At 40.1% G+C, this 23,936-nt stretch carries 20 protein-coding genes and 4 pseudogenes; 12 read left to right on the plus strand and 12 right to left on the minus strand.

Annotated elements, in window-relative coordinates; all coding sequences use genetic code 11:
* Window positions 1-803, minus strand: a pseudogene (gene iolA, locus EP737_RS18500) (methylmalonate-semialdehyde dehydrogenase); the annotation flags it as partial.
* A gap of 117 nt (window positions 804-920) precedes the next feature.
* Window positions 921-1,310 carry a tautomerase family protein gene (locus EP737_RS18505; RefSeq protein ID WP_129729704.1) on the minus strand — a complete coding sequence of 130 codons (390 nt, stop codon included), beginning with the start codon at window positions 1,308-1,310 and terminating at the stop codon, window positions 921-923.
* Window positions 1,311-2,195: 885 nt separating this feature from the next.
* Between EP737_RS18505 and EP737_RS18510 the strand changes: the two genes are divergently transcribed.
* Window positions 2,196-2,957, plus strand: coding sequence for a DeoR/GlpR family DNA-binding transcription regulator (locus tag EP737_RS18510; protein ID WP_129729705.1), 762 nt, complete (start codon window positions 2,196-2,198; stop codon window positions 2,955-2,957).
* A gap of 388 nt (window positions 2,958-3,345) precedes the next feature.
* Here the strand turns inward: EP737_RS18510 and EP737_RS18515 are convergent, their stop codons facing one another.
* Window positions 3,346-4,128 carry a PhzF family phenazine biosynthesis protein gene (locus tag EP737_RS18515; protein WP_129729707.1) on the minus strand — a complete coding sequence of 261 codons (783 nt, stop codon included), beginning with the start codon at window positions 4,126-4,128 and terminating at the stop codon, window positions 3,346-3,348.
* A 333-nt stretch (window positions 4,129-4,461) separates the two neighbouring features.
* A complete protein-coding gene (locus tag EP737_RS18520) occupies window positions 4,462-4,641 on the minus strand; it encodes a hypothetical protein (protein WP_129729709.1) in 180 nt (59 codons plus the stop codon).
* A gap of 105 nt (window positions 4,642-4,746) precedes the next feature.
* On the opposite strand from EP737_RS18520, the gene pdxR reads away from it, so the two are divergent.
* Both pdxR and EP737_RS18530 read left to right on the plus strand, forming a co-directional pair.
* Entirely contained in the window at window positions 4,747-6,225 is a 1,479-nt protein-coding gene (pdxR, locus tag EP737_RS18525) for a MocR-like pyridoxine biosynthesis transcription factor PdxR (protein WP_129729711.1), read from the plus strand.
* Between the two features lie 13 nt (window positions 6,226-6,238).
* Window positions 6,239-6,682 (plus strand): annotated as a pseudogene (locus tag EP737_RS18530) (GH32 C-terminal domain-containing protein); the annotation flags it as partial.
* A 206-nt stretch (window positions 6,683-6,888) separates the two neighbouring features.
* Here the strand turns inward: EP737_RS18530 and EP737_RS18535 are convergent.
* A complete protein-coding gene (locus EP737_RS18535; protein WP_129729715.1) occupies window positions 6,889-8,328 on the minus strand; it encodes an NAD-dependent succinate-semialdehyde dehydrogenase in 1,440 nt (479 codons plus the stop codon).
* A 295-nt stretch (window positions 8,329-8,623) separates the two neighbouring features.
* Between EP737_RS18535 and EP737_RS18540 the strand changes: the two genes are divergently transcribed.
* Entirely contained in the window at window positions 8,624-9,013 is a 390-nt protein-coding gene (locus EP737_RS18540) for a thiol-disulfide oxidoreductase DCC family protein (protein ID WP_129729717.1), read from the plus strand.
* 52 nt (window positions 9,014-9,065) lie between these two features.
* On the opposite strand, the gene EP737_RS18545 is transcribed toward EP737_RS18540, so the two are convergent.
* From EP737_RS18545 to EP737_RS18560, 4 genes are all read right to left on the minus strand, one after another.
* A complete protein-coding gene (locus tag EP737_RS18545) occupies window positions 9,066-10,232 on the minus strand; it encodes a mannitol-1-phosphate 5-dehydrogenase (protein ID WP_129729719.1) in 1,167 nt (388 codons plus the stop codon).
* 1 nt (window position 10,233) lies between these two features.
* Window positions 10,234-10,671 (minus strand): PTS mannitol transporter subunit IIA, encoded by a 438-nt coding sequence (locus EP737_RS18550; RefSeq protein ID WP_129729721.1) that lies wholly within the window; start codon window positions 10,669-10,671, stop codon window positions 10,234-10,236.
* A 2-nt stretch (window positions 10,672-10,673) separates the two neighbouring features.
* Window positions 10,674-12,788, minus strand: a complete 2,115-nt coding sequence (locus EP737_RS18555) for a BglG family transcription antiterminator (RefSeq protein ID WP_129729723.1) — start codon at window positions 12,786-12,788, stop codon at window positions 10,674-10,676.
* 370 nt (window positions 12,789-13,158) lie between these two features.
* Window positions 13,159-14,610, minus strand: a complete 1,452-nt coding sequence (locus tag EP737_RS18560; protein WP_129729725.1) for a PTS mannitol transporter subunit IIBC — start codon at window positions 14,608-14,610, stop codon at window positions 13,159-13,161.
* A 485-nt stretch (window positions 14,611-15,095) separates the two neighbouring features.
* On the opposite strand from EP737_RS18560, the gene EP737_RS18565 reads away from it, so the two are divergent.
* A complete protein-coding gene (locus EP737_RS18565) occupies window positions 15,096-15,320 on the plus strand; it encodes an alpha/beta-type small acid-soluble spore protein (protein ID WP_129729727.1) in 225 nt (74 codons plus the stop codon).
* A 108-nt stretch (window positions 15,321-15,428) separates the two neighbouring features.
* Here the strand turns inward: EP737_RS18565 and EP737_RS25720 are convergent, their stop codons facing one another.
* Entirely contained in the window at window positions 15,429-15,794 is a 366-nt protein-coding gene (locus EP737_RS25720) for a hypothetical protein (RefSeq protein WP_165350857.1), read from the minus strand.
* 201 nt (window positions 15,795-15,995) lie between these two features.
* Between EP737_RS25720 and EP737_RS18570 the strand changes: the two genes are divergently transcribed.
* Window positions 15,996-18,086 carry an LTA synthase family protein gene (locus tag EP737_RS18570; protein WP_205650976.1) on the plus strand — a complete coding sequence of 697 codons (2,091 nt, stop codon included), beginning with the start codon at window positions 15,996-15,998 and terminating at the stop codon, window positions 18,084-18,086.
* 77 nt (window positions 18,087-18,163) lie between these two features.
* Here EP737_RS18570 and gudD read toward each other — a convergent pair.
* Window positions 18,164-18,496: pseudogene (gene gudD, locus EP737_RS18575) on the minus strand (glucarate dehydratase); the annotation flags it as partial.
* 191 nt (window positions 18,497-18,687) lie between these two features.
* Here gudD and EP737_RS26610 point away from each other — a divergent pair.
* The 4 genes and pseudogenes from EP737_RS26610 to EP737_RS18590 all read left to right on the plus strand — a co-directional run bounded on the left by EP737_RS26610 (window position 18,688) and on the right by EP737_RS18590 (window position 22,046).
* A complete protein-coding gene (locus EP737_RS26610) occupies window positions 18,688-18,822 on the plus strand; it encodes a hypothetical protein (protein ID WP_281278908.1) in 135 nt (44 codons plus the stop codon).
* Window positions 18,823-18,827: 5 nt separating this feature from the next.
* The gene (locus tag EP737_RS18580; RefSeq protein WP_129729731.1) at window positions 18,828-20,402 is read left to right on the plus strand and encodes a spore germination protein; all 1,575 of its coding nucleotides are present in this window, start codon (window positions 18,828-18,830) and stop codon (window positions 20,400-20,402) included.
* A gap of 63 nt (window positions 20,403-20,465) precedes the next feature.
* Window positions 20,466-20,854: pseudogene (locus EP737_RS18585) on the plus strand (GerAB/ArcD/ProY family transporter); the annotation flags it as partial.
* A gap of 1 nt (window position 20,855) precedes the next feature.
* Complete coding sequence (locus EP737_RS18590) at window positions 20,856-22,046, plus strand: Ger(x)C family spore germination protein (protein ID WP_129729733.1); 1,191 nt, start codon at window positions 20,856-20,858, stop codon at window positions 22,044-22,046.
* Between the two features lie 153 nt (window positions 22,047-22,199).
* Here EP737_RS18590 and EP737_RS18595 read toward each other — a convergent pair whose 3' ends face one another.
* Window positions 22,200-22,466, minus strand: a complete 267-nt coding sequence (locus tag EP737_RS18595; protein WP_129729735.1) for a hypothetical protein — start codon at window positions 22,464-22,466, stop codon at window positions 22,200-22,202.
* 203 nt (window positions 22,467-22,669) lie between these two features.
* Here EP737_RS18595 and EP737_RS26615 point away from each other — a divergent pair, with 203 nt between their 5' ends.
* Complete coding sequence (locus EP737_RS26615) at window positions 22,670-22,792, plus strand: hypothetical protein (RefSeq protein WP_281278907.1); 123 nt, start codon at window positions 22,670-22,672, stop codon at window positions 22,790-22,792.
* Window positions 22,793-23,041: 249 nt separating this feature from the next.
* The gene (locus tag EP737_RS18600) at window positions 23,042-23,935 is read left to right on the plus strand and encodes an ATP-binding protein (RefSeq protein ID WP_129729737.1); all 894 of its coding nucleotides are present in this window, start codon (window positions 23,042-23,044) and stop codon (window positions 23,933-23,935) included.
* Window position 23,936 lies beyond the last annotated feature (1 nt).

The raw sequence follows: 23,936 nt of genomic DNA on the forward strand, positions 1-23,936 counted from the left end.
AAATCCGCATCATTTAGAACGATTGTATGGTTTTTCGCACCTGTTAACGATTGAACACGTTTTAGGTTCTCACTGCCGCGTTTAAATACGTACTCACCAACTGGCTTAGATCCAACAAACGAAATTGCTTTTACTTCAGGGTGATCTAGAATACCGTTTACAACATCATGCGCACCGTGAACCACGTTGAATACGCCATTTGGAAGTCCTGCTTCTGTAAATAGCTCTACTAATTTTTCTGTTAAAAGTGGTGTTCTTTCAGATGGCTTTAACACAAACGTATTACCTAACGCAATTGCCATCGGGAACATCCAGCAAGGTACCATCATTGGGAAGTTAAATGGTGCAATTCCGCCAACAACCCCAATTGGATAACGGTAGTTTGTTGCTTCAACATCCGTAGCAATGGAAGCTAATGAATCGCCCATCATTAGAGAAGGTGCACCGGCAGCAAATTCAACATTCTCAATTCCGCGTTGTACTTCCCCACGTGCTTCAGAAAGGCTTTTTCCATTTTCCTTTGTGATCAATTGAGCCAATTCTTCTTTATGCTTAGTTAGTAATTGTTGATAGTTAAATAGGATTCTTGCACGTCTTGGTACTGCAACGTTTTGCCATTTTTTAAATGCTTTTGCAGCAACCTCGATCGCATAGTCGATATCTTCTTTTGTTGAGTGTGGAACTTGAGCAATTACTTCTTTTGTAGCTGGATTGTAAACATCCTCATACTTCGTTGTGTTACTTTCAACCCACTCACCGTTAATGTAGTTTTTCAATTTTACCGCTTTTACTGTTTCTACCATGTTTTCTTCCCCCTTAGAAAATTTGCTTCTGCTTCTATTGATTATCTAAACCACTTTAACAACCCATACGGGCAGGTCCTCACAAGAGAATTTCCGTATCTTTTTTATGAAATACGGTTATAATTTACCAGTTAAAAACTGGGCTTCTCCAAATCCAAAGCTCCAATCAGCATCTCCGTTGGTAACAATAGAAACCATAATATCATTAGGTTCTATTCCGCAGCTTTCCCCGAGCTCTTGAACCAAAAGCTGATAAAGAGTCTGCTTTTGCTCCTCAGTTCTTTGCTTACTAGTTACACTGATAATTACTACATTTTCACTTCTCTCAAATCCTAAACCAGTATCCTCTATAATTAACTCATGAGCAGGATGCTGATGAACGATTTGATAACGATCTCTTTCCGGTACACCAAAAGCCTTAACCATTGCTCGGTGAGAAGCATCTAATAGACTTTTTAGTGACTCCTTGTCTCGCCCTTCTATTACATCGAATCTAATTAATGGCATAATGAATAACCTCCAAAGCTAATGTAGTTACGTTAAGCCAGCGGTGTCATATTGAAAATTCATTTTATATTTAGACATAAGGTCGTCTAAATATCTTAGATTATCGGGTAGTAGTGCAATCGATTACATCATCTTGCTTTTATACCCTTGTCATATGAATTTCAATTAGCTTTAGATCCTGCAAGGACTTAATCACATTCAGATCGTTGGGCAAAATTTGCAATCGATTACATTCTTTTCCCCTTCTATACCCGTGTAACAAGAATCCCAGATAGAATTTAAATCCTACAAGAACTTAATCACTTTCAGGTTATTGGGCAACTAATACAATCGATTACATCGTCTTGTTTTTACATCTTTACATCTTTGATTCCAAATGGCGTACAGATATCACCAAGACTTAACCATACCCAGATTATCCAGAAAGTGCTGCAATCGATTACAACCTCTTGCTTTTCTGCCTCTTTCAAGACGATCTTGTCATATTTCGGTAACATGTTGGATATGTTTGATTTCATAATACTGTTAAAACCGCTTTCAGTCAATAAAAAATCCAAGATTTTTTCTATCGACTTAAGTTATCATGAGAAAAACCCTTATAAATCAAGAGATTTCTATTAAAATTTATCTTCTTTCGTCAAAATTATAAACATTAAACGACATTATTTTTTATTTTTAGACAGTTCTTCATCTGCAATCAAATGAATATCCCATAAAAAACATGGTGAATTCTTGAGTAAGTTTTGTTAGAATACATTAAAACACTTATACTATCACCAGAAATACATTTCTAATCCTATGATTGTATAAATTGTAATGGTGAATTATATTTTTGATCAGCAGTTAAGTTAATGTAAAATAAAAAAAATAAACCGAGGGATAAATATGTTAAAAACAAAACGGATTGAACGAATACAAGATTATATCTTTGAGCATCAAACAGTATCTTTAGATGAACTTACCACGGTGTTTAATGTATCAAAAAACACAATTCGCCGTGATGTTCAGCAATTGGTTGAAGGAGGAAAAATAAAAAAGGTCTATGGCGGAGTAGCGATAGATCATGCCCCTGCTCCACTGGAATCCTTTAATAAAAGACAAACACGTAATCAAGAACAAAAAGAGGCAATTGCCAAAGCGGCAGCAGATTTAGTAGAAGATGGGGACATTATTTATATTGACTCCGGAACAACCACATTAGAAATGGTGGAATATTTACAGCCAAAACAAGTGACTGTCATTACTAATAACTTGGATTTTATTACTCATTCCCTTCCTTACTCTAACTTAAATGTAATTTCAACAGGCGGAGTAGTTAACCGTGAAACAAAATCATTTGTTAGCTTTAAAAACACGGATTTATTAAAGGCTTATAATATTAACAAAGCTTTCATGGCCTCAACTGGCATCTCTATAGAAAATGGCGTGACTCATTCATCTCCTCTTGAAAGCGAAATAAAGCAAGCGGTCGTTAAACGGAGTTCAAAAGTATATTTGATGGTGGATCAGCATAAATTTGACAAGTATGCCCTGATTACTTATTGCGGTCTCAATGAGATCGATTATATCATTACTAATACTAATCCAAGTGAGGATTACCAAGAGTACGCAAAAAATCATAATATTGAGCTTGTAATCTCCAAGTAACTGAATTGACCTGCAGAAAAAATTGGTATCGGTTATGTTATTTAATGGAAAATAGCCCCTTGCAATAGAGTCTGAAAGCTGATTTTTTGCAAACGGATACAATAAGGGGGCTCTTGCAAAAAATATTCGAGAAAAATATAAAACCTACATGAATTATTCAAGGATAGTGTAAAGAAAACTCGTCGATTGGCGAGCCCTGCCTTTGGGCGAAGACAGCGGCGTAGTTGCACTTATACTGTATTCTTAAAATTTCCCGCTACTTCGAATTGTCTTCCAGCTAGAAATTTATACTTTTTCTTAAAGTGCAAAAAAGCCTCTATAATCTCTGCAGGCTTTTTTGCACTATTTACTTAAAAGAGATACCATCATCGGCACATAGGCCCATCCCTTATGAATTTATCTGCAGATCTGCAATGGAATATAAAACTGCTGATCCGCTGATTTTTACTCTATCACCAGCTAATTTACAGTATACTGTTCCACCACGCTTAGAAAGCTGTCTCGCTATCATTTCATCCTTTTCTAAACGTTTTGCCCAGAAAGGGATGAAATTACAATGGGCAGAACCACACACAGGGTCTTCATTTACATTTAGCTTCGGAAAAAAGCATCTAGAAACAAAATCATACTTTTCACTTTTCGCGGTAATTAAAACACCCAAACCATCTGACAATTTTTCTAGCTTAGAGAAATCAGGTGATGCATTTTGAACGTCTTCTTCCCTCTCCAGTACAAACATTAAATCTCTGCCCAAATAGGTTTCAATAGGCTTTACCCCTAGAGCTTCGACCATTTGCTCCGTTAACCTAAATTCTTCAGGCATTCTGCTAGGAAAATCCATTTCATAAAGCTCATCTTTTTTTAGCACAACAAGCTCCCCGCTCATTGTCTGAAACGTAATTCTATTCACAGTCTTTTCATAATAATTGGCAATCACATACGCTGTTGCCAAAGTAGCATGGCCACAAAGGTCAATTTCTCCCCCCGGAGTAAACCATCTTAACCGATAACCGTCTCCCTCCTTCACAGCAAACGCTGTTTCAGACAAGTTATTTTCAGCAGCAATTTTTTGCATCGTATCATCCAAAATCCACTTCTCCATAATACAAACAGCAGCAGGATTTCCTTCGAATACATTTTCGGCAAATGCGTCCACAACATAGCATTTCATTATTACGTCCCCCTCTAAATATTATAAAGTATTTATTCAACAATGTTATTTTACACTAGCGCTATACATAACACTCAACACACTTGTATAACACTTTAAAGAGGATCAACTACGTATATTAACATGCAGCAGAACGCTGAGATTGCAGTGCGAGTTAAAGTCAGAACCACCGGTCGAGCCCTGCCTTTGGGCGAAGACAGCGGCGTAGCCCTACTTATACTTTATTCCTAAAATTTCTCGCTACATCAAATTGTCTTCTAGCTAGAAATTTATACTTTCTTAAAGTGTAAAATAGATACTTGACCTTCATTTTGCTGTTCGCCTAAGTGTGCTTTACCCAGCCTTAAACTCGATATATGGAGGCAAACGTACAGGATGGTCCCTCTTGATTACAGCTAAGGCGTAGATAAATATTCCGATTACAATAGTCATACTTATTATCGTGAAAACACGAAGGAAGCTCTGCAACTTTTTTCTTTTACGATACTCCTGCAGCTCAATAGCTTTGCTCATCCTATCCCTCCAAGTGTTATAATATGTTCATCTGTAATTGGCATTTTATATCAAAACTATGTATAACACTCAACACACCTATATAACACTTGAAGGAGAAGAATTATGCATATTGAAATCCAACGGAAAGCTGAGATTTCACTTTCTAAGCAAATATACTTATCTATCATCGATCACATCCGTTCAGGGCTCCTGCCAGAAGGAATTCAACTGCCTTCCGTACGTGATCTATCGAAACAGCTGGGAGTAAGTTTGGTTACTGTTGTGAAGGCATACAACAAACTGGAGCAAGAAGGTTTTATTACTTCTGTCCAAGGAAAAGGGACCTTCGTAAATGCTGAAACAGAAGAGCTAGCGGATGAGGGGCATGAGGTTCTTTCTTTTGATTGGCAGTTATCCCTTCAAGATTATTTACCTAGAGCTCAGTTTGCCCGTTTTCATCACACCTCTGAAAAGATTCATCTTTCATCTTCTATGATTGATCCTGGACTTCTTCCAAATCGATATTTAGAGCGGGAGATTCATCAAATTCTGTCTAAAAGTCCAAGAATTCTCTCTCAATATGGAGAGATTCAAGGGGATACAGGGCTGAGAAATGCAATGTCCGAGTATTTAAAGAATTTTGGAGTTGCCGCTGCACCTGATAACCTTTTAGTCACGAGCGGTTCACAGCAAGGAATAGATCTTGTTGCACGTACATTTGTTGGACCGGGTGATGTGGTTGTGATGGAAGCCCCTACCTACCCGGGAGCGATTGATGTTTTTCGCGGGAGAGGAGCTACAATCCTCACCGTCCCTGTTGATGCTAATGGGATGCGAGTAGATATTCTTCAAAACTTATGCGATAAATACAAACCAAAGATTATTTATACAATCCCTACTTTTCATAATCCAACAGGTGCTGTTATGACTTCGAAGCGCCGTAGACAAGTTCTGGATATAGCGCAAAGTATTCAAAGTATTATTATTGAGGACGATCCATGGGGGGAAATTTATTTTAACAAAAAACCGCCTGCTGCCATTAAAAGTATGGATCATTACGGTCATGTGATTTATTTGAAAGGTTTAAGTAAAACATTAGCACCCGGTTGCAGGATTGGAATATTAGCTGCTTCCGGTTCTATATTTAATCGTCTACTGGCTGCAAAGGCAAATGCTGACTTAGGCAGTCCTTTGCTTACACAAAAAGCAATTTTGCCATTTATCCAATCTGAAAAAATCATGGATCATATGACAAAACTAAGAACTGCTCTGAAGATAAGACGCGACTTGGTTCTTACGCTACTTTCACAGCATGCTCCTTCTGGGGTATCATGGGTAATCCCACAAGGGGGCTTGAACCTATGGCTCAGTCTCCCTTCCTGGATAGATACGCATCATCTTCTAGTAGAAGCTAGAAAACAGCAGCTCACATTCTTACCAGGATCAGCATGTTACGCTGTAGAACAAGAAAATCACCATTTACGATTGAGCTACTCTTATATCAATGAACAACTATTACATGAAGGAACTACAAGACTATGTAACATTATTCAGTCCGAAATTACGTCAAAAACAGCGCATCACAGTTCACCGTATTTTTGATGAAAGTCACATAATCGAGGTTAATGGGTCAAAAACCCTTAAGGTAAAAGGGGATGTTTATCAGCTTGATGCTGATATATCTTGGTCAGATGTCAAAAATGTAGGATTAAGAATTCGAGAATCAACAGACAAAACACGTCATATTGATGTGGGATTGTTTATAAAAGATAACTTTTCTTATGTTAATAGGGCCTTTACAGACCAACCCGATAAGAGTAAAAAGTATGTTGAAAGTAAAGCCCCGTTTGATGCAAGCAAGAAGAAGGTTCATTTGAAAATTCTTGTTGCTAAAACAAGTATTGAAGTATTCATTCACGATGGTACTGTAGCCCATTCGAATCAAGTATTTCCTCATTTAAACGATAAAGGAATAACACCTTTTTCTGAAGGAGACACAGCTATTTTTAAAAATGTTGTCATCAAACATTTTCGTTCTATACAATTAACCCCCGAATGATCTAGTCTTCGGGGGTATTTTTTACACTATAAGAAAGTATAACTTTTCGGGGCGATGTCTAGCTCCCAAGGCCCAAAATGGCAGACTCCGAGCTAAACCTCCGCAAAAGGCAAAAAGCGCCTTTTACTCCGGCCCACCCCTATGCTGCCATAAAAGGCGGGCCTTGTCCGCTTTTCTTATAGATACGGACTGCTTACAACCAATCCTTATTTCAAATTCAATGACACGTACTTCGTTTCCAAAAACTCATCAAGTCCATGATGGCCGCCTTCTCTGCCAAGACCACTTTCCTTCATGCCGCCAAATGGCGCTTGCGCAACAGATGGCAAACCATCGTTTACACCAACAATGCCGTACTCTAAATTCTCTGAGAAGAAAAATGCCTTTTGCAAGGATTGCGTATAAACATATGCCGCCAAACCAAACGGTGTATTGTTGGCACGCTGCACAACTTCGGCATCGTCAGTATATATGCTAACCGGCGCAAGCGGGCCAAATGTTTCCTCCTGCATGCAAAGCATATCATCTGTTGCATTCGAGACAACAATCGGCTTCATAAAATGACCAACACTTGATGCTAATACAGCTTCTCCGTGCACAGCAGCACCTTTGGCCTGCGCATCCTCAAGATGTCGTTTCACCTTTTGTACAGCCGCTTCATTGATAAGCGGACCGATTTCCGTCCCTTCATCCAGACCATTTCCAACGCGAAGATCTGCTACCGCTTGGGTGAACGCTTCCAAAAACTTGTCTTTTATATTTTCGTGTACATAAATCCTATTTGCACATACACATGTTTGCCCGGCATTACGGAACTTCGACTGCATCACACCTTGAACAGCCTCATCTAAGTTCGCATCCTCTGCAATGATAAAAGGCGCAAGTCCCCCTAACTCAAGGGATACCTTTTTCACTGTATCTGCAGCCTTTCGCATTAATAGCTTGCCGACTGGTGTGGAGCCGGTAAAGGTGATCTTTTTGACGCGGCTGTCCTCCATCCAAGTATCCACAACCTCAGCTGGGTGCAGCGTTGTAACAATGTTAATCACTCCTTCTGGAATGCCAGCCTCCTGCGCACATTCCGCCAGCAGAAGTGCAGTAAGCGGTGTATGCTCCGCTGGTTTAATAACAACTGTACAGCCTGCCGCTAAAGCTGGAGCAACCTTGCGTGTAATCATAGCTGCCGGGAAGTTCCATGGAGTAACGGCTGCTACAACACCAACCGGCTGCTTTTGCACAAGAAGGCGCTTTGATCCCACAGAAGCGGGAATAATCTCACCATACACACGCTTCGCCTCTTCGGCATACCATTTCAAAAAGCTATTCGCATAGCGTACCTCTCCAATTGCTTCCGCAAGCGGCTTTCCTTGTTCCTGCGTCATGACACGCGCGATTTCCTCCAGCCGCGATTCAATTACATGAAACCATCTCTCTAGGAATGCCGCACGCTCATACGCTGTCGCCTTTGACCATGTCACAAATGCAGACGCCGCTGCATCTACCGCTTGCTTCGCATGTGCTACAGTACCGCTTGGAACCACGCCGACATTCTCCCAAGTTGCGGGGTTTTTTACAAAAAAGGATTCCTCTGCCTGTACCCACTGTCCGTTTAACAACATTCCCTTTTCCAATAGCTGCTCTGTCATATCATCTGTTCTCCCCTTTTACTACTCCCTAATTATGTACAATCTTCATTGCATGCACCGATTGATAAGCTTGTTATACGTATCGAACGGTCTCTTTTCCTTCTTATCCATTAGTGTATCACTAACAAATGTGATTTTTCACTCAAAATGATTTTTTTACATTCAATAAAATAGGATTGAGTTCTTATAAATGGTCTGCCGTAAAAGTAATACATTATTTACCGCTTTTACTTATAAGTGTACTGCATTTATATGTTACATTGATTCTAGAGTAACTTTGAAAAGGGAGGCTATCGTGAATAAAGTTATTTTATTTGATGGAGAATGTAATTTTTGTGATAGCAGTGTTCAATTTATCATCAAAAGAGACAAAAAAGCTCTATATAAGTTCGCCGCAATTCAAAGCGATGTTGGACAGGAGCGATTAAGAAAGCACAATGTCCCTGCCAATATAGATAGCTTCATTCTTGTAGATGGGGAACAATGTTACTATAAATCGTCGGCGGCGCTAAGAGTTTGTAAGGATTTAACGACTGGTTGGAAGCTACTTTATTGCCTGTTAATCGTACCAAGACCAATACGAGACTATTTTTATAACATCGTTGCGAAGAATAGATATAAATGGTTCGGCAAAAAGGATAATTGTATGCTGCCTTCACCAGAAATTAGGAAGCGATTTTTATAATCATAAATATTGAAACAACAGCCCTTCCCACATCGGGAAGGGCTGTCCTTACTCAAGCTTTTACTTTACTTTCTTTTAACGCATGGTACTGCTCAACAATCAAACGGAATAGCTTGGAACTGCCATCAAGCTTTGTAAGCTCTTGAATTGCAGCTTCTAAGCCAGCTTCTTGAATTGTTTTTTGAACCTGTACCGCTTCTTCATCTCCTGCAAAGTCATACAACAGTGCTGCGGCAATTCCCTTTACGAGATACGTTGGTTCATCTCCCACAACATCCATGTATTGCTGCGCTGGACTCACTAAGCGATCCTTTGGTCCAAGCTTACGAATCGGTGAACGTGCTACCCTTGTCACCTCATCCGAGATGTGCGGATTTGAGAAGCGTTTAACAATTTTCAGCACATATTGCGAATGTGCTTCTACATCAAAATCATATTTCTTCGTTAAAAAAGCTCCGCTTTCTTTTAGAGCACCTTCAACTAAACTATGAACCATTTCGTGATCCATTGCCTCATTAATTGTGGCAATACCAAAGTGGTAGCCTAAGTAGGCAGCAATGGCGTGCCCTGTGTTTACAGTGAATAGCTTTCGTTCAATATATGGCACTAAGTCCTTCACAAATGTGATTCCTTGAATCGCTGGTGTTTCTCCAACAATTTTCGTCTCGTCCACAACCCACTCATAAAACGGCTCTACAATTACCATAAGCTTATCTTCATTAGTTTGATTGGGAACGATGCGGTCCACTGCACTATCAGGGAAGCCAAAGCGCTCATCAAACAACGGTTTTTCTTCCTCTGTAAGATGCTCGTACACCTTTTCCTTTAATAGTGAACTGCCGCCAATCATGTTTTCGCATGCAATAATATTGAGCGGCTTCTCTACCTTGCTATATCGTTTGCGTAACCCTTCTGCAAGTAAAGGAGCAATAAATTGTAAAATATGAGGACCAACTGCCGTTGTCACAACTTCCGCTTCTACAATCGCTTCAATGACCTTCTCCGGGTTTTGCTGACTGTTTAACGCTTGGACATTGCGGATAATTGATTCCTGTTTAGCGTCTTCCGCTAGTACAACACGGTACTCTTTCTTTTCGGCAATTAAATCTACCAGTTCACTATTTACATCTACAAAGCATGTTTCAAAGCCGGATTGATATAATAAGCTTCCAATAAAGCCCCTACCAATATTCCCCGCTCCAAAATGAACGGCTAACATATTAGTTCACCTCTTCGAATAATGCTAAAATTTCTTCTGCAGATGCTGCGTGAATGATTTTTTCGACATTTTCTTCTTCAGAGCAAACAATTGCTATTTGAGAGAGGATATCTAAATGCTCATTGTTTTTTCCTGCAATTCCAATCAGCAGCTTGACGATGTTGCCATTTCCGAAATCTACACCACCTGGTACTTGAACAATTGAAATTCCAGACTCTTTTACTGATTCTTTTGCGTCCTCAGTACCATGAGGAATTGCAACAAAATTGCCCATATAAGTGGATGTTAGCTCCTCTCTCTCTAGCATTTTTTCGATATATGAAGGCGCAACATATCCACGTTTCACTAGAACATCTCCAGTAAAGCGGATTGCCTCCTCTTTATTATTCATCGCTGCCTGTAATACAATATTTTCTTTAGCTAAAACTGGTAATGACATAGTTATACACTCCTTATTTCTTTTATTTTTTCTTCAAAGTAGTTATCAAATTTGACAGTAAGATATTCCGCAATCCACTCTTCATTCCGCGACTGAAACACAACAATACTCTCATCGCTTTCAATCAACAAAGAACTAATATAGCTGAGCGCTTCTAACATCTTGTCCGAAGCCTGCTCAGGAGATAATAAAATAAGAACATGCTCTGTTTCGATGAGCGAGTTATCCATCGCTCTTACTTCTATTGGCTCAGCTAAGCTGTAGATCGTAAAAGAAGGGAGTTGCACATAGGAAGAACGTGCATGAAATAGCGCCAACGATGTATTCGGAATACCGAGCCCGCCTATAGCTTCCCTCTCAAGCAATGCTTGAACAACCTCTGTTACATCTGTAATCACTTGGTTTTCATATAGGTCTGTACATGCTTGCCTCAGGATATCCGCCATTGCATACGGAGGCTGTACTTCCTTCAAGAAGAATCCATCCAACAGCGTTGTAATAATAACAGCGTAGTCGCGGATGCTGTGCATCCCCCCAAGCACTTGCTGCCGGTTCTTCTCATTGGAAAAAGCGCTTTTCGCTGCTTTCATGGAAGGCTTCTGTTGAGTATGCTTTGTAATATAAGGCTTAATTTTCTCAATTTCATCTTTTGTTAAAATCGGACTGACTATAATATACTCTCCATAAAAATCTGGCAGCGGTATCGTTGAAATAATCAGGGGATACTCATTAATATCCATTTGCGGCAATTCAAACAAAGAAATGTTCCGCACCTGTTGCAACTCAGGAAATGCCTGCCGCAGCTTTGTGGCGAGCATCTTAGATGTACCAATGCCACTAGAGCAAATGACCAATGCTTTGATATCACTGTTTCTAACATTTCCTAATAAGACAGACCCAAAATGCATGACAACATAGGCGATTTCTTCATCCGGTACTATAAGCTCATGAAAGGTCTTCCTCATAGCATGTTTCACAATAGCGAATAGCTCTGGGTAATCCCCCTTCACCTTATGGAGCAATGGATTACTAATGCCCATATTATGCTTAATGCGATAGAGGGCAGGCTTTAAATGGACAACCAGCCCTTGGAGTAAAGAGCCATTATTTGTTAAGTCCTGATCTAATTGATCACTCACATATTGGATGAGGAGCTTTGCATGAATCGCCGTCTGAAGACTCGAATCTTCTATTAAATACTCTTTATCATGACGTAGCTTAGCACCTCGTAAGTGCATCGTAATATAACCGATTTCGGCAACAGGAATCTCGACCTGAAAGGCCTTCTCTAATTGTCGGATGATTTTTTCAGCAACTTCATATTCCGGCTCAGCTCGCAATTCATCTAAATATGACGGGTCTATCGCAATGTTTTCTCCCTGGAGAATACGCTCCATCGCTAAGGCGAGATGCACAACTAAGCCAATATATGCGCTATCAGCCATTGAATAGGCTAAATCCTCATTCGCTTCTTCAATTGCCTTCTCGACAATAAGCAGCTTCTTTTTTTCCACGAGACCTAATAATCGTTCAGAAATCGAATCAATTTGCTGCGTTGACTTCCGCTGGATATTTTCCCTCACAATCGAGAGAAATTCCGATTCATTCAAATGCTCGGAGATCATATTGGTCATCGCTCTTCTCTTCGCACCTTCAGAGCCTTGAATTTCTACGCCGTAGCTTCTTTTTCTAAGAAGAGAGAGCGCAAACTTCTGTAAGTATTCCTCTACTTTATTTAGATCATTACTTACCGTAGCCACCGTTACATTTAAATCATTTGCCAAGCTCGCCAGCTTGACCGGTTCTTTTGCTTCTAATAGCGTACATAATAGGATAGTTTGACGTTCCTCTGGTGTATATTCCGTATGCGAAAGACCAAACAGAAAAAACTGTAATTCATTGACCTTCTGTTCACTTCCTGCAACTTGAATGCCTACACCTGATTTTTTTAACAATGTCAAATCATATTCCGCTAAAATATCCTCCACGTTTTTCAAGTCCCGGTGAACAGTTCTTACACTCACATGAATTTCATCTGCAAGATCTTTTACTGTTAACTCGTCCTTAGTGGATAATAAGATTTCAAGAATTTGTCTCTCCCGTGCGGAAATATACATTGGATCCACTCCGTATAAAGATTTCCTATCAAATCCCCTCGTTAGGTTGCTGACAATTTTGAATTTGTATACCTATATTCTTATGATAAAGTGTGAACAATCTAGAAACAACAAGGACAAAATTCAATTTCGTCACAAGTATTGTTGCCATTATTTTAAAACGGATGTACAAACACAACTTTTCAACTAAAGAAAACCCGCTGACTGGTGAGCCCTGCCCTTGGGCGAAGACAGAGGTGTAGCCCTACTTATACTGTGTTCCTAACATTTCCGGCTACGTCGAATTCGCGTCTAGCTGGAAATTTATACTTTCTTACAGTGCCATAAAAGGACCCGATGCAATCACACCGGGTCCTTTCCTAAAATCCGCTTATTTTGCACTTCCTACAAGCTTCTCCTGCAAACTGCCTACGATTTCATCATATCTTGGGCTGTTCAGGAAGTTTTCTACAGAAACATGCTGTGCGTTTGGAAGCTTTGCTTTTGCACGATCTGTTAAATCCTTATGCGTAATCACAAGGTCTGCATCTTCCGGAAGATTATTAATAGCCGTATTAATAACCGTTACATCAAGATCTGCCTTTTTTACTTTGTTTCTCAAAATCGATGCACCCATCGCACTGGAACCCATACCTGCATCACAAGCAAACACAATTTTATTTACTGTGCCAAAAGCTGCAGGAGCCGCTGCTGTTTCCTCTACTAATGCTGCAGCTGCAGTACTGCGTTTTCCTTTCATTTCCTGCATTTTTTCTGCTGCAGCAGTTAAATTCTCATCATCTTCTTTTGCTTTGCTTGCCTTTAAAATAATAGAAGCAACCGCAAAAGATACAGCCGCAGCTACGATAACCCCAGCTAACACTGCGAAATATCCGCCTCTTGGCGTCATAGCCATCAAAGCAATAATACTTCCTGGTGATGGCGCCGCCACTAGGCCTGCGTGTAAAATATTGAATGTGAATACGCCGCTCACACCGCCGGCAATTGCCGCTAAAATTAAGACTGGCTTCATTAAAACGTACGGGAAGTAAATTTCATGAATTCCGCCTAAGAAATGAATAATAACTGCACCCGGTGCAGATTGCTTTGCTGCACCTTTACCAAACAACCAGTACGCTAATAAAATACCAAGTCCTGGACCAGGGTTCGATTCTAATAGGAATAAGATTGACTTTCCTGTATTTGCTGCTTGCTCAATTCCTAATGGACTTAAAATACCGTGGTTAATTGCGTTGTTTAAGAATAAAATCTTTGCCGGTTCGATAAAAATATTGGCAAGCGGTAATAATCCTGCCGCAACAATGGCTTTAACTCCTGCTGCTAAAGCCTTGCTTAACCCTAAAACAACTGGGCCAATTCCTTTATACGCAAGTAATGTTAACAGTCCGCCGATAATACCTGCAGAGAAGTTGTTGACTAGCATTTCAAAGCCAGATTTCACTTTTCCTTGAATCGCTTGGTCAAATTTCTTAATTAAATATCCTCCAAGCGGTCCGACAATCATAGCACCTAAAAACATTGGAATATCGGAGCCGACAATGACCCCCATTGTCGCAGTCGCACCGACTACGCCGCCTCGTAAATCATGAACCATTCTACCGCCTGTAAAACCGATCAAAAGCGGAAGAAGGTACGTAATCATTGGGCTCACTAATTTAGCAAAGCTTTCATTCGGTAACCAGCCTGTTGGAATAAATAACGCTGTAATAAGTCCCCATGCAATAAATGCACCAATATTCGGCATAACCATACCGCTTAGATAGCTGCCAAATCGTTGTATCTTTACTCTAGCATCAGTCTTTTCTTTAGCTGCTTGGCTCATTTTTGATGACGCTCCCTTCCATGCTTGTTTTTATCTTCCTTATATCCTTATAATAGAGCGATTTCAGATATATTATCAATTTATACAAAATTGCATTTTGGCATTTGCATTGTTGTCAAGTTTAAATTTAGAAAAAATAGGATGTCTTTTAAAGAGTTTCTCAATTTGTACACATCTTATTCATAATAAGAAAAGTGGACAAGGTCCGCCTTTTATGGCAGCGCGTAGGGGTGGGCCGGAGTCTGTCATTTTGGGCCTTGGGAGCTAGACATCGCCCCGAAAAGTTATACTTTCTTAAAGCGTAAAAAGCTAACCATCTATCTTTTGGTTAGCTTTTTCTCTATCTTATTGCAGCCTCTCTTTATGTATACAATCCTGATCCTTCAGACGCTTTCAATCTGAAAAAAAGAAAATAAAAGAAAGTAATAATATATTTAAGTTTAGCACATTCTATATGCAAGACTCATTTAAGGAGGTGATACACCATGCAACGACATACAACTGTTTCCGTAAACAGCTCCAACGAACTGCTCTTTGCAGCAGCTCAATCTTCCATTGATCAAATGAAGATAGAAATCGCACGAGAATTTGGCATCCAGCTTGGCCCAGAGACAACATCCCGCGCGAACGGTTCTGTTGGAGGCGAGATTACAAAACGCCTTGTTATGATAGCACAGCAGCAACTTGCAGGAGGAAGCCGTCTTCACTAAAATGAGCGTTTGCAGTTTTGTATTATTACTGCGTTAATACGTGCGAGCTTGGCTAACTTGTTCCTTCCTAGAGCCAAGCTCTTACTTATGAAATCTTATGCAACCAATCTACTTTTTCGTTTTTTTGCGGCGTGTTGATCTCTTCCCTAGCAGATATCCAATATAGATCAAAAGAAAATGAAAACCAATAAACCCGAAAAAAACAATGACGATTCCTTGAATGTTGCTGAATACACTTGCTATATCTGCCTCTATGAACCAAGCATATAAACAAACAATCAGTACACCCCCCGATAACAGGAGCGTGCTCCGTAACGGTCCAGGTTTTGCTGCTCGCTGTCTAAGGGTCTGCTTTTTTGGAACGGAAGGCTTTCTTTTTCTAGGCTTCTTCCTTTCGGTTCCCTTGCTTGCGGGCGCTGTAGATGTTTTCTTTTTACCCTGTACTTTCTGTTCTTTTATATTTCTAGCATTCATATCATGTAATCCTGTTCTACTATAATACACAAATCATATCATGGGGATACCCTCTTGCAAAACAGTTCTTCTTATGCAGAAGGTTAGAAAATTAAATTGAGTCTGATAGCTGGTTTAAACCGCTTTCTTATTTGGAATAATTTACATAATAGGAACACTCCTATACTGTAACTATATTTCAATGAGTTAGGAGCTTGCATGATGAAATCTTTAGTAAACAAGACCTATAAAATTTACATCATCACCTTCATTGGAAGCCTTCTGCTAGCCTTCCTCTTAGTTAATATGTATAAATTTCTTCAAGCATCTTATTCGATCGAACAGATGCTTGTACTCATTCACTCATTTCCTCGTGCATATCTGATTAATGCAGCTACTTTAACTGCGCTTATCTATTTTATTTGTACAACAATCATTATGCTGATTCAAGTACGGCGCACGACGAAGGACTGGACGGTAAGCCTTTCTGTTTATATGCTGCTCATCCTTGTCTCCCTGGCTGTCTCTATCTTATTTTTTATGGTTCAGAACACAATGGATGCTCATAAAGCCTTGTTATGGATGAAACAATATCCAAATCACGTCATGATGACAGCCATCTTGATTACAAGCATTATGTTATTTATTTTTGCCTTGTTTGGAAGCTATTATCTTGGAGCCATTGTAGCTATGGCTGGACTTTGTCTTTTAGCACTTATCAATTACCTCAAGCTAAAAATACTGGGGCAGCCATTATACCCAACTGATTTTGGACAGCTTAAGCAAGTAAGAGATCTCATTCCGATGATTATACAGAAAGTGTCGATTCTGTCTCTTGTCGCGCTTGTTCTTGGTTTGGTAACTCTCGTGATTTTGAAAACAAAGCTTCCTAAATATAAACCGCATTGGCTTCACCGCATCCTTGTTGCAGGCACTTCTGGGTTTATCATCTGGTCTTATGCTAATTATGAAAGCTCCATTATGTCCGCTATTTTCAAGGTAACAAAGATTGAGTTAATTAAATGGGATCCTGTCCTAAACTATGACTTGAACGGGGCAGTACTAGGGTTTGTTTTAAGCATAAACCAAAACGTTTTTGAAAAACCAAAGGACTATTCAAAGGAGAATGTGCTGCAGGTCGCTCAAGCTGTAGCACATGACCTACAGGAACAAACTGTTTTAACCGAGACAGCAGCTGCAGTAAAACCAAATATTATTTATCTGATGAATGAAGCCTTTTGGGATCCAACCCGTCTGCCAAATGTACAATTTGAAAAAGACCCTATTCCTTATATTCGGGAAGTAATGCAGCAAAATCCCTCTGGATATACACTGTCTCCTATGTTTGGAGGAGGAACAGCAAATGTGGAATTCGAAGCATTAACCGGGTTTTCACTAAGCTTCTTAGAGCAGGGCAGTGTTCCCTATATGCAAGTATTCGATAAAAAAAAGAGTGTTCCCAACATTGCGAGCATCTTACGACAGAGAGGATATGACGCTGTCGCATTTCACTCTTTTGAAAAGTATTTTTTCAAAAGAGACGTTGTTTATCCAAAGCTTGGATTTCAGTCCTTTACTTCTATGAAAGAAATGAAGCACAAGGAAATGGCTGCAGAGCATGTTAGTAATATGTCTGTATCAAAAGAATTAATTGATATGCTAAAAAGTCACACTAACCCTGTGTTTATCCATACCGTAACGATGCAAAACCATTTCCCCTATCTACCAGGAAGATTTAAAACAACCGAAATTAATGTAGAGGGATTGGATGAAAAAAGCAATCGAGTACTGGAAACCTATACAGAGGGGGTTCGTCAATCAAACGAAGCATTTCAATATCTCATGGAGCAGCTCGACACTTTGGATGAGCCGACTATCGTTGTCTTCTGGGGAGACCACCTTCCGACGTTTGGAGAAAATAATAACGCAATATACAATTCAGGGTTTATCAAAACCGGAGGCACAAGCGAAGAAAGCCGGAGAATGCACGAAACTCCCTTTTTTATTACAGCAAACTTTCCGATTCCCCCTGTAAATCTAGGAACAACGAGCCCAATTTACTTCGGTCCCATCCTATTCCAGGTTTTACAGGAGCCGCTGCCGCCTTATTATCAATTTCTCATGTCGCTTTACGAACGATATCACGGCATCATCCGTGAACTAAAAGTAAATCCTGAAAATGGAACCGTTACAACCCTTACAAAGGATGACCAAAAGCTATTAGACAAATACCGCTTGCTTCAGTACGACTTACTCATTGGAGAGCAATACTCCAGACCCGTCCTGTTTCCTGGAGAAAATTCCAATAGTTGATTTTCCTCAGGAAAACTCGTCGATTGGCGAGCCCTGCCCGGATATCGCTTCTCGTCTTATGAAGCGATATCCGGGCAAGTCATTTGGTGCTGCTCCCCAGGCGAAGACAGAGGCGTAACTGCTTCGATTTCCTCCTCGCCGCGCAGTACGCCGCCCTTTAATTTAAAATTATTAAATCCATAACGCTTATATGCTGCTTCCGCAAGCCGGACAACTGCCTCTGGAGTTAACGCCTCTTCATGGCGTAAGCGCATCTAATCATCTTCGGCATCATGCGCACTCAAATATGGAAGATCCGTCTTATTGCGGTCACCTACATAAAATAAATAGCCCAACATCTCTACCTTATCGCGCTGCTGCCCTTCACCAAGTAAGGCAGCCACTGGTACACCGAGACATTTCCCTACTAATCAGTCAATATAAAATGGGAATATTCAGAAGTTTTTTTAAAAATGCCAAACAGGACAATTTTATGTATACAGTGTGACAAACGTAGCTAAAGCCAGGTGTATGCATATAAAGAAATCCGTAATGAAATACTATCAAATAGGCTATGGTTAAATATTTCGTGGAATTTGCTCCTGATAGGGGCATTTGTAAGGTGATAAAAATGTGGAACATGATTGTTTCCTATCTTCCAGACTGGAAAGTTTGTACGCAAGCTTTTATCGTATTTTTCGTTCCGTATGTTATCTCAAAGTTTTTTAATTGGGTCCATGCAGCAGAGGAAGAGTGATGAAAATGAAATGGTGGAAATCAAAAGCCAAACAGATGCAAAAACATCCTATTGAAAGTGATACTAAGCAAGAAGCTATCCTTCCTCAAAATTCAGCAACCCCTTTTACGGGTGCTTTCATCTCAGATTTAGAACTGATAAAGCAGGAAATCGCTCTTAATTCAGATGTCTACTTTCGAGAGTTCAACATCGGATATACGTCTACTCGAGCAGCAATCGTATTTGTTGAAGGGCTGGCAGATAAAGATCTCATTGACACACATATTATGAAGTCGCTCATGCTGGAACTTTCCGAAGAATATAAACAGGAACAGGCCATTATGAAAGGCACTGTTTTAAAAGAGTTTATTAAGCATCACATTCTTTCTATTAGTCAGATAAAGGAAGTACATAACATAAAAGATTTGTTGTCAGAAGTATTAACGGGTTCGACAGCCCTTTTAATTGCTGGATCACCAGATGTCTTAATTCTCGGTACAGCGAAAGGAAAAACAAGAACCCTTGAGGAACCCGTATCAGAAGCTTTAGTCAGAGGTCCACGTATAGGGTTCACGGAAGCATTAAACGATAATACTGCTCTTTTGCGACAACACGGGAAAAATGAGAGCCTATCCATTATAAAATTCCTAGTAGGAAAACGTGCAAAAAAGGAGTTGGCAATCGCCTATATCAAGGATATCGCGGACCCGGAATTAGTGGAAGAAGTAAAGAAGAGAATTCGGAGAATCGATGTTGATAATGTCCCTGAATCAGGATATGTAGAACAACTCATTGAGGATAATTATCTAAGTCCTTTTCCGCAAGTACAAAATACCGAGCGCCCTGATCGCGTCATCGGTGCATTGATGGAAGGACGAGTAGCGATTTTGTTGGACGGAACACCCTTTGCTTTAATCGTTCCCGTTACATTTAATATGCTGTTGCAATCGCCAGAGGACTACTACGAACGTTGGCTGCCCGCTTCTCTCATCCGTCTATTGCGTTATGCAGCAGCCTTCATATCTCTTTTCACACCTTCTCTCTATATTGCCTTTAGCTCGTTTCATCCAGGATTGATTCCAACTAAACTGGTCATTTCCATCATAGGATCACGTGAAGGTGTTCCATTCCCTGCTTTTATAGAGGCATTGATTATGGAAATAGCCATCGAGATTTTACGGGAAGCCGGGCTGCGCCTGCCTAAGCCGATTGGTCCCACAATGGGGATTGTTGGCGGATTAATTATTGGACAAGCTGCCGTAGAAGCGGGGATTGTCAGTCCAGTTATGGTCATCGTGGTGGCAGTAACCGCGATTTCTTCCTTTGCGATTCCTCAGTATACCGGAGGGATTGCATTACGTATCCTTCGCTTTACAGCTATGTTTTGCGCTGCCATATTCGGTTTGTATGGGATTATCCTGTTTTTTCTTTTTCTTTATAGCCATTTAGTGAAGCTGAAAAGTTTTGGTGTACCTTATACAAGCCCTGCTATTCCGTATCGGTTAAGGGAATGGAAAGACTTTATGGTTCGCTTGCCGCTCATGATGATGAAACGTCGCCCACCCAATATGCATACGAAAGACCCTACGCGCAAAGGATAGATTACAACGAAAGAAAGCAGGTCAAAGATAATGCTCAGTACGAGTGACCGTATTACGACTTTAGGCGTTGAAATCATGCTGCTCCTGCTCTTATTTATGAAACAGCCAAAAAAAGCAGGAAAAGTTGTTCTAGTTGAGACTCTCATCCCTCTCATCTTTTATGTAATTACCATAGTAATGGTCATCGGAACGTTATCCGTTGATGGGGTAGTAACAAGAACATGGCCAACGATTGATCTCATGCACAGCTTTGAAATGCCCGGTTTGATATTTGAACGTTTTGAGTCTTTGCTGCTCGTAATATGGATTATGCAGATATTTACTAGCTTTAACATTAGCCACTATGCTGCTTCTTTAGGATTGTCTCAGGTCTTCAAAAAAATATACATCCATTTATGCATGGTTTACTGCCGCCTCTGTTTCTCATTATTGCAAAATTGAAGGGGGGAAATCATGAAGCTTAATAATATGAGTTGCCTCTTGCTTCCCTTTTCAATTCTTTTACTTCTATCCCTTACAGGATGCTGGAGCAGTAAAGAAATTGTAGATCGTGGTTTAACCACAGGTATAGCAATGGATAAGGGGAAAGAGTCAGCGCTTGAGAAAAGGTTAAGAAAGCAAGGAGGAGGATATACCAAAAAGAATCTTCTCACATTGACCTATCAATTTGCCAACCCCCAATCAACAGGTATGAAAAATAAGGAGGGAGATTCCCAATCTAAATCTTATATCAACATTTCTGAAACCGGGGATTCTATCCATCAAATGACTCGTGAACTTTCATTGAGAACAAATCGACCTACGTTCAGTCCACATTTAAAAGTGATTGTGATCAGTGCGGATCTTGCACGCACATATAGCTTAGATCAATTATTGGATCAATATCTCCGCGACAATGAAATTAGACTTAGTTGTCTCGTGCTCATTAGCAAAGGTCGAGCCAGTGAGACGTTGAAATCAAAAGAAATAGGAGAAATTCCCGCATTCCGTTTGCTTGAAATTGTAAATAATCGACCTAAGACAGCAAGAATTTTGCCACCTATGCCACTTGCTAAATTAGTGGGCAAGATGAAAGCTGGAACTAGCTTTCTCCTGCAAAATGTGATTTCAGCAAATGAAGAGGAAAAATTTGCGGGAGCTGCCGTAATTGAAGGTAAGACAAAAAAGCTGCGGGGTTTTTTGAATGAAATGGAGGTAGAGGGATTAACATGGCTAACAGGAACAGGAAAAGGCGGTGTAGTGAAAAGCTTTGATAACAAGACAGGACAACCTATCGTTTATGAAATAAAGTCAATGAAAAGCAAAATTACACCCCATGTTGCGAAAAACAACATTTCTTTTGATGTAAAAATTGAAGCAGAAGGCCGCCTATCTGAAAACTGGGCCACTTCAGGAACCTCTTCTGAAAATAAATCTCTAAAGATGAAAGAAACAATTTTTGAAAAAGAAGTAAGCCGTTTGGTGAAACAGGCATTAAAAAAAATACAAGTCGAGTACCGTACAGATGTTGCCGGTTTCGGAAATCAATTAAGAATTGAACATCCTAGAGTGTGGGAAAAGATCAAAAAAGATTGGGATAAGAGGTTTAGTAAGGTTCCAATCAAATATAGTGTGAAATTAACGATCACCGATTATGGGGAGTGAAGCTATAAGATTTTTCATTAATATATAGAAATTAAAAAGAAGCTAGCCACCTATATAGTAGATGATTAGCTTCTTTCCCGCTTCGGATGGACTTCTTCAGTGCCAATAGATGCTGTTAATAGTTTTTTGCTCTTACATCAAATGAATCATGGCTTAGTAGTATGGATATGGATACGGACAATACGGATATGGATACGGACAATACGGATATGGATACGGATAACCATATCCGTAACCTGGCGTAAGCAGCGCTCCCAATGCTAACCCACCTAAAAACCCTGGAAAAAACGGACGGCCGAAAAATGGACGACCAAAAAATGGACGACCGAATCCAAAAAATGGGCGATGAAATCCTCCAAAGAATGGACGATGAAATCCTCCAAATCCTCCAAATCCTCCAAACGGACGAATACGTTCCATAATGCTTCCTCCCTTATCTTAGATAAATTCCTGTCACTATCACCTTATACAGGACAAATTCAATTGGAATAGGCCGTTATCTCCTCTTCGACAAAAATATTTTTCAATCAGACAGAACAACTCTTTTCTCCGTGGCGGGTATACTCTCTACGTTCCACTCCTGTATACACTATTGCACATAAGCAAAGGAAAGAGATGACACTATGTATCAAAGCGTTGATATGCAGCAATTCCCGCAAATCCCACTGGAAGATTCTCGCATTTGGTGGGGACCACGTCCTTGGTTTTATAGCCCTGTTGTTTACCGCCCTTGGTGGTTCTATTAATCCAAACAACTATAAGAGCCTTCGTTTATGGAGGGCCTTTTGCATGTGAGAAATACCCATCTTTCCTCAACGAGGCTTTTGTATTCCAAAATATATAGACCAAAAGTAGCATCCATCACCACCTAAAACTGGTTCGTTTTCCTGCTTTTTTTTACTGCTCTTTCCTTTGCGAATCATAGCTAAAGAAGGTATCATATAATAGGTATAACAGATATTTTTATAAACAATAACAGAATGGTGGTCATCCCAATGTTTCAACATTTTTCAATAAATGAACAGTTAAAAAACCAATTGCAACAGCTGCATGAAAATAATAGAAACAGTGCCGGAAGCGATGCGTTTCTTATCGGGAAAAAGCTGTACAAGGCACAGGATATGAGCATTTTAGAAGATGCGCTTACTGCGCTCCTGCTAGGCAAAAATGTTCTTTTAAAAGGACCAACAGGAAGCGGAAAAACGGTTCTTGCGGAAACACTCTCTTACTTGTTTCAAAAGCCAATGCACAGCATTAACTGCTCCATTGATTTAGATGTAGAAGGAATTCTTGGCTACAATACGCTGCAGGCTCACAATGGGGCCTCAGAGGTTGCATTCGTAGACGGTCCGCTGATGAAGGCCATGAAGGGCGGGCACTTCCTCTATATTGACGAAATTAATATGGCGAAGCCGGAGACATTACCACTGCTGCACGGTGCACTCGATTACCGGAAAATGATTACAAATCCATTTACGCAGGAGGTCGTATACGGTGATGATGATTTCCGCGTAATTGCCGCAATTAATGAAGGCTACGTTGGAACAAGTGAGCTAAATGAAGCTTTAAAAAACCGTTTCGTCATCATTGAGGTTCCTTATATCCAAGGCTCTACATTAAAAGAGCTCCTTCTATCTGAATCAAAATTAAAAAATGAATCCATCGCTGAGAAATTTGCACAGTTTTCAAATGATCTTGTTCCGTTGGCTCGTGATGGACGGGTAAGTGAAGAAGCGGCAAGCATCCGCGGCATTATTGATGCGTGTGACTTAAGCTTATATATTCCGGTGCTGCGCGCGATTGAACGAAGCATTATCGCGAAGCTCAGCGATGAAACAGAACAAATAACGGTACGGGAACTCGCTGAAAGCTATTTTCTTGAGGGATAAT

Source organism: Ectobacillus funiculus (assembly GCF_004138295.1).
Taxonomy (GTDB): domain Bacteria; phylum Bacillota; class Bacilli; order Bacillales; family Bacillaceae_G; genus Ectobacillus; species Ectobacillus funiculus.

What these genes read in the sequence shown, in the direction of transcription:
- EP737_RS18505 (WP_129729704.1), bottom strand. Translation starts at nt 1,310, where the DNA reads ATGCCATTAATTAGATTCGATGTAATAGAAGGGCGAGACAAGGAGTCA.
- EP737_RS18510 (WP_129729705.1), top strand. Translation starts at nt 2,196, where the DNA reads ATGTTAAAAACAAAACGGATTGAACGAATACAAGATTATATCTTTGAG.
- EP737_RS18515 (WP_129729707.1), bottom strand. Translation starts at nt 4,128, where the DNA reads ATGAAATGCTATGTTGTGGACGCATTTGCCGAAAATGTATTCGAAGGA.
- EP737_RS18520 (WP_129729709.1), bottom strand. Translation starts at nt 4,641, where the DNA reads ATGAGCAAAGCTATTGAGCTGCAGGAGTATCGTAAAAGAAAAAAGTTG.
- pdxR (WP_129729711.1), top strand. Translation starts at nt 4,747, where the DNA reads ATGCATATTGAAATCCAACGGAAAGCTGAGATTTCACTTTCTAAGCAA.
- EP737_RS18535 (WP_129729715.1), bottom strand. Translation starts at nt 8,328, where the DNA reads ATGACAGAGCAGCTATTGGAAAAGGGAATGTTGTTAAACGGACAGTGG.
- EP737_RS18545 (WP_129729719.1), bottom strand. Translation starts at nt 10,232, where the DNA reads ATGTTAGCCGTTCATTTTGGAGCGGGGAATATTGGTAGGGGCTTTATT.
- EP737_RS18550 (WP_129729721.1), bottom strand. Translation starts at nt 10,671, where the DNA reads ATGTCATTACCAGTTTTAGCTAAAGAAAATATTGTATTACAGGCAGCG.
- EP737_RS18555 (WP_129729723.1), bottom strand. Translation starts at nt 12,788, where the DNA reads ATGTATATTTCCGCACGGGAGAGACAAATTCTTGAAATCTTATTATCC.
- EP737_RS18560 (WP_129729725.1), bottom strand. Translation starts at nt 14,610, where the DNA reads ATGAGCCAAGCAGCTAAAGAAAAGACTGATGCTAGAGTAAAGATACAA.
- EP737_RS18565 (WP_129729727.1), top strand. Translation starts at nt 15,096, where the DNA reads ATGCAACGACATACAACTGTTTCCGTAAACAGCTCCAACGAACTGCTC.
- EP737_RS25720 (WP_165350857.1), bottom strand. Translation starts at nt 15,794, where the DNA reads ATGAATGCTAGAAATATAAAAGAACAGAAAGTACAGGGTAAAAAGAAA.
- EP737_RS18570 (WP_205650976.1), top strand. Translation starts at nt 15,996, where the DNA reads ATGAAATCTTTAGTAAACAAGACCTATAAAATTTACATCATCACCTTC.
- EP737_RS18580 (WP_129729731.1), top strand. Translation starts at nt 18,828, where the DNA reads ATGAAATGGTGGAAATCAAAAGCCAAACAGATGCAAAAACATCCTATT.
- EP737_RS18590 (WP_129729733.1), top strand. Translation starts at nt 20,856, where the DNA reads ATGAAGCTTAATAATATGAGTTGCCTCTTGCTTCCCTTTTCAATTCTT.
- EP737_RS18595 (WP_129729735.1), bottom strand. Translation starts at nt 22,466, where the DNA reads ATGGAACGTATTCGTCCGTTTGGAGGATTTGGAGGATTTGGAGGATTT.
- EP737_RS26615 (WP_281278907.1), top strand. Translation starts at nt 22,670, where the DNA reads ATGTATCAAAGCGTTGATATGCAGCAATTCCCGCAAATCCCACTGGAA.
- EP737_RS18600 (WP_129729737.1), top strand. Translation starts at nt 23,042, where the DNA reads ATGTTTCAACATTTTTCAATAAATGAACAGTTAAAAAACCAATTGCAA.